The sequence below is a fragment of the Acinetobacter sp. ATCC 27244 genome (genome assembly GCF_000156555.1).
Classification (GTDB): domain Bacteria; phylum Pseudomonadota; class Gammaproteobacteria; order Pseudomonadales; family Moraxellaceae; genus Acinetobacter; species Acinetobacter haemolyticus.
Window position 1 is genome coordinate 115104 of the sequence record NZ_GG665963.1, and the last position, 7867, is coordinate 122970.

The 7867-nt window shown below is 40.2% G+C and carries 8 protein-coding genes; 3 read left to right on the forward strand and 5 right to left on the reverse strand.

Features of this window, described 5'->3' with window-relative positions:
- From HMPREF0023_RS13955 to HMPREF0023_RS13965, 3 genes are all read right to left on the reverse strand, one after another.
- Positions 1–826 (reverse strand): carboxyl transferase domain-containing protein (locus HMPREF0023_RS13955; protein WP_008942390.1); only part of this gene is annotated, 826 nt, incomplete at its 3' end.
- A gap of 5 nt (positions 827–831) precedes the next feature.
- Complete coding sequence (locus HMPREF0023_RS13960) at positions 832–1710, reverse strand: SDR family oxidoreductase (RefSeq protein WP_004964160.1); 879 nt, start codon at positions 1708–1710, stop codon at positions 832–834.
- Positions 1711–1728: 18 nt separating this feature from the next.
- Complete coding sequence (locus tag HMPREF0023_RS13965; RefSeq protein ID WP_005089108.1) at positions 1729–3534, reverse strand: acyclic terpene utilization AtuA family protein; 1806 nt, start codon at positions 3532–3534, stop codon at positions 1729–1731.
- Between the two features lie 191 nt (positions 3535–3725).
- Here HMPREF0023_RS13965 and HMPREF0023_RS13970 point away from each other — a divergent pair, with 191 nt between their 5' ends.
- The 3 genes from HMPREF0023_RS13970 (at position 3726) to HMPREF0023_RS13980 (ending at position 5301) form a co-directional block, all read left to right on the forward strand.
- Entirely contained in the window at positions 3726–4325 is a 600-nt protein-coding gene (locus HMPREF0023_RS13970) for a TetR/AcrR family transcriptional regulator (protein ID WP_004669660.1), read from the forward strand.
- Positions 4322–4831, forward strand: coding sequence for a GNAT family N-acetyltransferase (locus HMPREF0023_RS13975; protein ID WP_005089107.1), 510 nt, complete (start codon positions 4322–4324; stop codon positions 4829–4831). The genes HMPREF0023_RS13970 and HMPREF0023_RS13975 overlap by 4 nt, the downstream gene beginning before the upstream one ends.
- A gap of 65 nt (positions 4832–4896) precedes the next feature.
- Positions 4897–5301: a hypothetical protein gene (locus HMPREF0023_RS13980; protein ID WP_005089105.1), complete on the forward strand. Its 405-nt coding sequence runs from the start codon at positions 4897–4899 to the stop codon at positions 5299–5301.
- A 13-nt stretch (positions 5302–5314) separates the two neighbouring features.
- On the opposite strand, the gene HMPREF0023_RS13985 is transcribed toward HMPREF0023_RS13980, so the two are convergent.
- Complete coding sequence (locus HMPREF0023_RS13985) at positions 5315–6478, reverse strand: acyl-CoA dehydrogenase family protein (protein WP_005089103.1); 1164 nt, start codon at positions 6476–6478, stop codon at positions 5315–5317.
- Positions 6479–6680: 202 nt separating this feature from the next.
- A complete protein-coding gene (locus HMPREF0023_RS13990) occupies positions 6681–7757 on the reverse strand; it encodes an AI-2E family transporter (protein ID WP_005089101.1) in 1077 nt (358 codons plus the stop codon).
- Positions 7758–7867 lie beyond the last annotated feature (110 nt).

Here is a 7867-nt window from a genome sequence, read left to right on the forward strand (position 1 = left end):
GATCTAGACTATTGGTTTGTTCCTTCCAATTCAAATGCTCTAAAATCTCACGGGCAAGTCGAATCCCATCAGCATCATTTTCCGCCAAATATTCTGCTACACCTGAAACTTGGGTATGCATTTCAGCACCGCCCAACTCTTCAGCCGTTGCCACCTCACCAGTCGCAGCCAATAACAATGGCGGACCAGCCAATAACATTTCGGTTTGTTTGCGCACCGCGATCACATAGTCAGACAGACCAGGCTGATATGCTCCACCTGCTGTGGCATTACCATGTACCACTGAAATTTGTGGAATCCCTGCCGCAGACATCCGTGCTTGATTGGCAAAGGTCATACCACCATAGGTAAATACTTCAGCAGCATAATTAAGATTTGCCCCACCACTTTCCGTTAAAGTAACAATCGGTAGTTTTTGTTCAAGTGCTATTTTCTGTAAGCGTAAGGTTTTCTGTACACCCATCGGTGACATAGTGCCACCTTTGATCGCACTATTACTTGCAGAGACAAGGCATCGTACACCACTAACAAAGCCCAAACCCGCAATAATCCCGCCACCCGCTTCTGAGCCATCTTTATCATCATGCATGTTGTAGCCGACTAAGCCACATAACTCGACAAAAGGTGAATCCGCATCCAATAGTAAGCGCACACGTTCGTGCGGCAAAATTTTACCTTTCTTATCAAACTTTGGTTTAGCCGCATAAGATTTATCAATACTCTTTTGCTGTACTGCACGTACTTCCGCAATTTGATTCAACAAAGCTTCACGGTTTTGTTGATATTGCTCACTACCGACTGCAATTTCAGATTGGAGAATGGTCATTCTTCTTATTCTCCAGCTTTGTCTTTAAAAATTTCTGGAATAAAAGCACGATGGAAACCATTAAAAGACTGGCTATTGGTTGCATCTGCCAATGGATACATGCGTGTTCCCTGAGATGCAGCACCATCAATACGTAAAGTTACCCCTGAAACAAAAGCCGCTGCATCAGAAAGCAAATAACAAATTGCTGAAGAAATTTCAGATTCTGTACCCATACGTTTTAACGGAACATTACCTGCCAAACTTGGAATGATTACTTTGGCAAAGTCACCACTATAGTTGTCCATACCTGATGAAATAATCCATCCTGGCGCAACTGCATTGACGCGCACACCCGATTTACCCCATTCTACTGAAGCCGTTTTAGTCAGGTTATCCACACCTGAGCGTGCTGCACCTGAATGTCCCATACCTGGCATACCGCCCCACATATCTGCAGTCATGTTGACGATGCTGCCCCCATGTTTAGCCATCCATTGGTTATAGGCTTCACGCATTAAATAGAATGTAGAATGCAAATTATTGCGAACCACAGCATCAAAGCCATTAGCAGAAATATTTTCCAATGCCGAAGGAAATTGCCCACCTGCGTTATTCACTAAACCATCGAGCTTGCCAAATTTTTCAATGACTTCAGCAATCATGCTTTTGACTTGTTCTTCATCACGGTTATCACAAACGATAAAATGGACTTTTCCACCATCTTCACTAATTTCTGCTGCAGTTTTTTCTAACTTTTCAATTTTTCGACCTGTAATCACAACTTGAGCACCTAGAGATGCCAGCTCATGTGCTGTACAGCGTCCAATACCTGAGCCGCCACCTGTGACGATAATCACTTTGTCGTCAAATGCATCTGCTCTGAAAATTGATTGATAACCCATTTGATTTACATCCCTTACTTATTTTTCTAACAATTTCGCTGGTACTTTGACTGGCATATCTAACAATTGCTGTGCAAAAGCCTTACCTTGTGGATCAATACGTAAACTTGCAATCCCACCGCCACCTAAGGCATTTTCCAACATAAAATTCAGTGCATTCATCGCAGGTAATTCATAACGAATGACCTTTGACTTTTCTAGATCTAAAACATGCTGCATATAGTCTGAAACATTTGCTTCAGTGAGCGCCGCTCGAATCCACGGCGAATATTCTGCTTTACGCGCAATCACACCAATATTGCTATGGTTGCCTTTATCTCCACTACGAGCATGAGCAATCTCAATCAAAGGCACTTCGATTTCATCACCTTGATAAGTTGCGACTTCGCCAGTTGGATGGGGAGCGAAATTCTGTGTAGCTGAGCCAGTAGGAATCTCAACAGGATGTCGCTGGCCTGCAAAATCAACCTCAACCTTGATTTGATCTTTATCAATCAAGAAAGAAAACAATTTCACCACTGCTGAGGCTTTAGGACGACCACCGACAATGCCCGCTAATGCAGGTGCCATACCTGTAGAAGCTTGTGCGATTTCCGAAGCGAAGAACATACATGCTTCTTTAAACATATGTTTGACTGCAATTTTGACCACGACTTCACGACTTTCTTTAATGCGTGCATGTGCCCCATAGGTGCTTTCAATACCTAAAATTTCGATCGATTTTTCTGTAAATGGAGGAACAGAACGTAAAGCCAATACACGCTCACATTTATTGATAATGGCATTGGCAATGGCTTGTGCTTTTTCTGGCGCTTCTCGACCTGCGATCAAGAAACTGACTAAAACACGATAACCATCGGCATAAGTGGCACTCACTTTATATTGTTGAGTTGGTGCTCGACCTGTTGCACCTGTGACTTTAACTCGATCATCACCCACTTGTTCTAAATGGACTTGGCTAAAATCAGCTGTCACATCAGGAAGTAAATAGGTTTGTGGATTGCCAATTTCATAAACGATTTGCTCTGCGACCGTTGCAGTCGACACTAAACCACCTGTACCTTGTGGTTTAGTCACAACAAAAGAGGAATCTGCACTGACTTCTACAATTGGAAAGCCCATGTTGTCAAAGCCTTGTACTAAACGCCAATCGGTAAAGTTCCCACCTGTACATTGAGCACCACATTCAATCACATGCCCAGCCAATGAACCTTGTGCGAGTTTGTCATAGTCGTCCAATGACCATTTGTATTCATGCAACAACGGTGCAAGTACCACAGCCGAATCAACAACACGACCTGTAATCACAATATCCGCGCCCAAATCCAAAGCGTCACGAATAGCAACAGCACCTAAATAGGCATTACTGCTCGCCACATGTGCAGGCAAAGGCTCACCATTAAACATTTCTTTGATATTTTTTTGCTGTAGTTCGGTGTGCTTTGGCAATACATCGTCACCAAGTACCACAGCTACTTTTAAATCTAAGCCTTTTTCATCAATGATTTTTTGTAAAGCATCACGACAAGCTAAGGGATTCACCCCACCTGCATTACTGATTACTTTGATTTTCTTTTCAGCAATTTTATTGATCAGTGGAGACATCACACGACTAACAAAATCTAATGCATAACCATGATTTGGATCAGTCATCATTGCTTTAGCCATGATTGACATGGTAATTTCAGATAGATAATCAAAGACTAAATAATCAATATCACTCAGATGTACCAACTGAAAAGCAGCTGTATTGGTATCACCCCAAAATCCTGAAGCACATCCGATTTTTACTGGCTTTTGGTCATCCTGCTTGACGCTTGTCATGAGCTTTCTCATTATTATTAAAAACAACACAACATTACCAAGCAAGTGCTTGGTTTGTAAAGTGCAGAATGATATGCTGTATTAGCAAAAACAGACAAATTCAAGCAAATGCTTGTTATAAAAAGATAAGACAATTCATGAAATGAATTTTGTTACAATACACTTTGATAAGACGGGATAGACGGACAGGCATGATCGCAACTTCAATTGAGCAAATACCTAAAATCGTATGTTTTGACGATAGCCCACGTGGACGTTTGCTCTTAGGTGCCGCCTATCTGTTTTACAAGCAAGGCTATGATAAAACCACGGTTCGCCAACTTGGTGAATTTATTGGTATTCAATCAGGTAGTCTCTTCCATCACTTTAAAAGTAAAGATGACATTCTGGCTACTGTGATGGAACAAACCATTATTTATAACTTTGCACGGCTTAAAGAAGCAGCTGAACGCTCAAATGATCCTGAACAGCAATTGCGTGATTTAATCAGAGCAGAATTAATCTCAATTACTGGTGATACGGGTGCGGCTATGGCGGTGCTGGTACATGAATGGTTTGCTCTATCTAAAGAAAAACAAGACTATCTTTTGAAAATGCGTAATGAATATGAGCAAGTCTGGCTTGATGTGATTGAAAAATTACGCGCTCTAGGCAAAGTCAAACATGATGCATTTATTTGGCGACGTTTAGTCGGTGGTTCTATTTCTTGGACAGTCACATGGTACCGACCTGAAGGTAAAGTGAAAATTGATGAATTGACTGAAATGGTCTGGGAAATGGCTTTGAAATGAGTCGAGTCTATTTGCGTAAACCTCAACTCAGCGATTTAGCTGAAATCAAACAAGCCTACCAAAATAGTATTCATCTACATCAACCATGGACATATCCTCCTACAGATTTTGAACAATACCTACAGCAAGAACATCGTTATTTTGTCTGCTTAACTGAGAACCATGCAATTGTAGGAACCTTTAATATCTCGAATATTATTCGAGGTCACTTCCATTCAGCTTATTTAGGTTATGAAGCCTTTTATCCTTATATAGGCCAAGGTTATATGCGACATGGACTTCAACTTGTCTTACACGAAGCTTTTCAAACACTGAACCTGCATCGACTAGAAGCGAATATCCAACCTGAAAACTCCACCTCCATTCGTCTTGTGGCAGGAGCAGGCTTTGTTAAAGAAGGGTTTTCACGCCAATATTTACGTGTTGGTGGTAAAGAATGGAAAGATCATGAGCGTTGGGCGATTTTAAATTCGAATTGGACAGATAAAAAATATCAAGTCTTCTAGTAATTGAAATATTTGAAGCTTTAAAATAAACAAATAAAGTGATGCCAATTTTATAAGCAGAATATATGCAACGTACAATTATAATCCTACTTTCCAGCCTAATGTTCGGTTGTACAAATGATATCGTGACAACCAAATTTATAGATCTACAGCATGCTCAAACAGAACATGCTTTTGAACGTGGTTGGCTACCTCCAATTTTACCGCCAAGCACAAAAAATATTATTGAAATAAATAACCTTGATTTAAATATTGGTCATGGTTCATTTACCTTATCTCCAACCGACTTAGACTATTTTATCGATCATGGTGCAGTTCCAATTAAAATAAACGATGCGACTCGGGGTACAAAGCAGAAATTACAGGATCAAGGGTTTCAATTTTTCATTTATACTCAGGATTCATCAGTTTGGCATATTGCAACCCATCCAAATGGAAAAGGAGCCTACTGGATTGAGACAATTCAATAAGCTCCATTAAAGTTTAATAACCCAATTGCTTACTAATCAAGTCCTTCATAATTTCTTCCGCACCACCACCAATCATATTGACCTTCACTTCACGATAAATACGCTCAGACTTAGTTCCTCGCATAAAGCCCATTCCCCCTAATGTCTGCACAGCAGCATCCGCACAAAACTGCATGGTTCGTGTTGCGACATTCTTGAGCATGGAAATTTGAGCAACCAAATCAGCACCCTGTAATTGTGGTTGAGTCATTTTCCAAGCCGTTTCTTCAAGCAAAGCGCGTGTTGTCGTCAATTGCGTTGCCATATCAACCAACTTATGACGAACCACTTGATGGTCAACTAAACGTTTACCGAACGTTTTGCGCTGTTGTGCCCAATCTAATGCCTCTTCATAGCAGACAAGCGCATAGCCATAAGCCACCACGCCCAAGAAAAAACGCTCCATATTAAAGTTATTCATAATCACTTTAAAACCAGCATTCTCCTTACCCAGCAAGTTCGATGCAGGAACACGAACTTGATCAAAATGTAGATGAGCTGTATCCGATGCCCACCATCCCATTTTCTTTAATGGTGTTTTAGTAATGCCCTCACTATGCGCATCAACCAACAGCATAGAAATACCGTCAGCACCCGTTTTGGTGGGATCAGTACGCACCGCTACTGTGTAGTAATCCGCACGGATTCCAGAAGTGATAAAGGTCTTTTCACCAGAAACAATATAATAATCGCCCTCACGAATTGCTTTGGTCTGCAAAGCGGCAACATCTGACCCCCCACCAGGTTCTGTAATTGCCAAAGCCGAAATCTTTTCGCCGGAAATAATATCTGGCAATACTTTCGCTTTTAGTTCTTCACTACCAAAGTGTTGGATTGGTGGAGCACCGATGGTATGTACCATCAACGAAATATGCACACCACCTGAAGCCGCTTTCGCCATTTCCACACCAGCGAGTAACGAGTAAAAAGGATCTGCATCCGGAATACCCCCATATTCCTCACCAAAACCTAAACCGAGCAAACCAATCTCAGCAGCTTTCTTATAAAGCTCTCGAGGGAATGTTTCAGCCTCATCCCATTCATTAACAAATGGTGCCATTTCTTTTTGCACGAATCGACGTACATTGTCTGCAAAAGCTTGGTGTTGCTCATTATAGTAGATCGGATTAAGTTGCATTTTCTGCTTCCTAGCTTGAATAATTCTGAGTCGATTAGAGTATTTATAAGCGCTTTACCTTATCAAAAAAGAAAAAACCAAGCAAGCGCTTGGCAAAATACACATCAATTTTATCCATAATGATTTATCAAAAACGTTGAGATATTTATCCGAAATAAGAGCCCAAATCCTATTAGTAAGTATCTAAGCCCTATTATCACGGTTATGATTGATCGTAATTTTTCGGATTCTGCATGAGTAAAATAGCAAATGGGCGAGTAGATCGAAATGCTTCCAAAACAATTACAAAAATTGAAGTAAGAGGAATTGCTAAAATCGCCCCTGCGATTCCCCACAATGAAGACCACAAAGACAAGGAAAGCAAAACAACAAACGGAGATAAATTGATTTGTTTACCAATCATACGTGGCTCTAGAAAATTTCCTACAAACATTTGTGCAACCGTCAATAGAATTGCAACCAAAATAGTTAATTTCAGCGAACCAGTTTGAGCCAATGTCATTAGAACAGGGAAAATCACACCGAATAAAGAACCAACGTATGGAATATAGTTAAACAAACCAATAATTAAAGCCCAAAATAATGCATACTCCACACCACAAGCCCAAAGGATGACAAAACAAATCGTTGCTAAAATCAAATTAATAAGTGTCTTAACAACAAGGTATTCACTAATTTTTTTATTAATATCCGTAATCAATAACCGTGTTTGTTCAGTTTTACCATCTGGAAATGCAATCATTAATTTTTTAACGAACTGATCTCGCTCATTCAATAAAAATAAGGCATATACAATAATGACAACAAACATGCCTGTCAGCGCACTAAATGAAGTAAGTGTCGAAGTAATGAGACTTTGAAGATTAATCTGGCTCATCAGCATTTCTCTAAAGATTTGCCAGTCCGGACTATCACTCCACCCTAAATACGCGTTTACATGCAAAAAAACCTGTTCAATATTCGCTTCATAGATTGGCATCTTGGCCAAAATTTTCTGTCCAGTTGTAATCACTAAACTAATAAGCTGAACCATAACCACGATAAAACTAATTAATACCAATATCCTTCTAAACCACTCTGGCGTAGATTTCAAAACGGGAAACTTCACAAGCCAATGGCTTAATGTGATAAGGATATACATCGCTATCGTCGCAACAAGGATTGGCAATAGAAAGCCTTGCCCAATTTTCAACAACCATCCAAAGAGAATTAAAAACAATAAAATATAAACCAATGTCTGTAGGCTAGATTGCCAAGAACCAAGATTATTATTTTGCATATTCACATCACGCTTTATCTTTTCCCCAATAGTTATACCGTAATTTTCCCCAATTTATTTTTCTCGTTGCAATAAAAAACACCCCTAACCGTCAGGTTAGGGGTGTTAGT

Coding starts and splice junctions, on each gene's coding strand:
- HMPREF0023_RS13960 (WP_004964160.1), bottom strand. CDS start 1,710: ATGGGTTATCAATCAATTTTCAGAGCAGATGCATTTGACGACAAAGTG.
- HMPREF0023_RS13965 (WP_005089108.1), bottom strand. CDS start 3,534: ATGACAAGCGTCAAGCAGGATGACCAAAAGCCAGTAAAAATCGGATGT.
- HMPREF0023_RS13970 (WP_004669660.1), top strand. CDS start 3,726: ATGATCGCAACTTCAATTGAGCAAATACCTAAAATCGTATGTTTTGAC.
- HMPREF0023_RS13975 (WP_005089107.1), top strand. CDS start 4,322: ATGAGTCGAGTCTATTTGCGTAAACCTCAACTCAGCGATTTAGCTGAA.
- HMPREF0023_RS13980 (WP_005089105.1), top strand. CDS start 4,897: ATGCAACGTACAATTATAATCCTACTTTCCAGCCTAATGTTCGGTTGT.
- HMPREF0023_RS13985 (WP_005089103.1), bottom strand. CDS start 6,478: ATGCAACTTAATCCGATCTACTATAATGAGCAACACCAAGCTTTTGCA.
- HMPREF0023_RS13990 (WP_005089101.1), bottom strand. CDS start 7,757: ATGCAAAATAATAATCTTGGTTCTTGGCAATCTAGCCTACAGACATTG.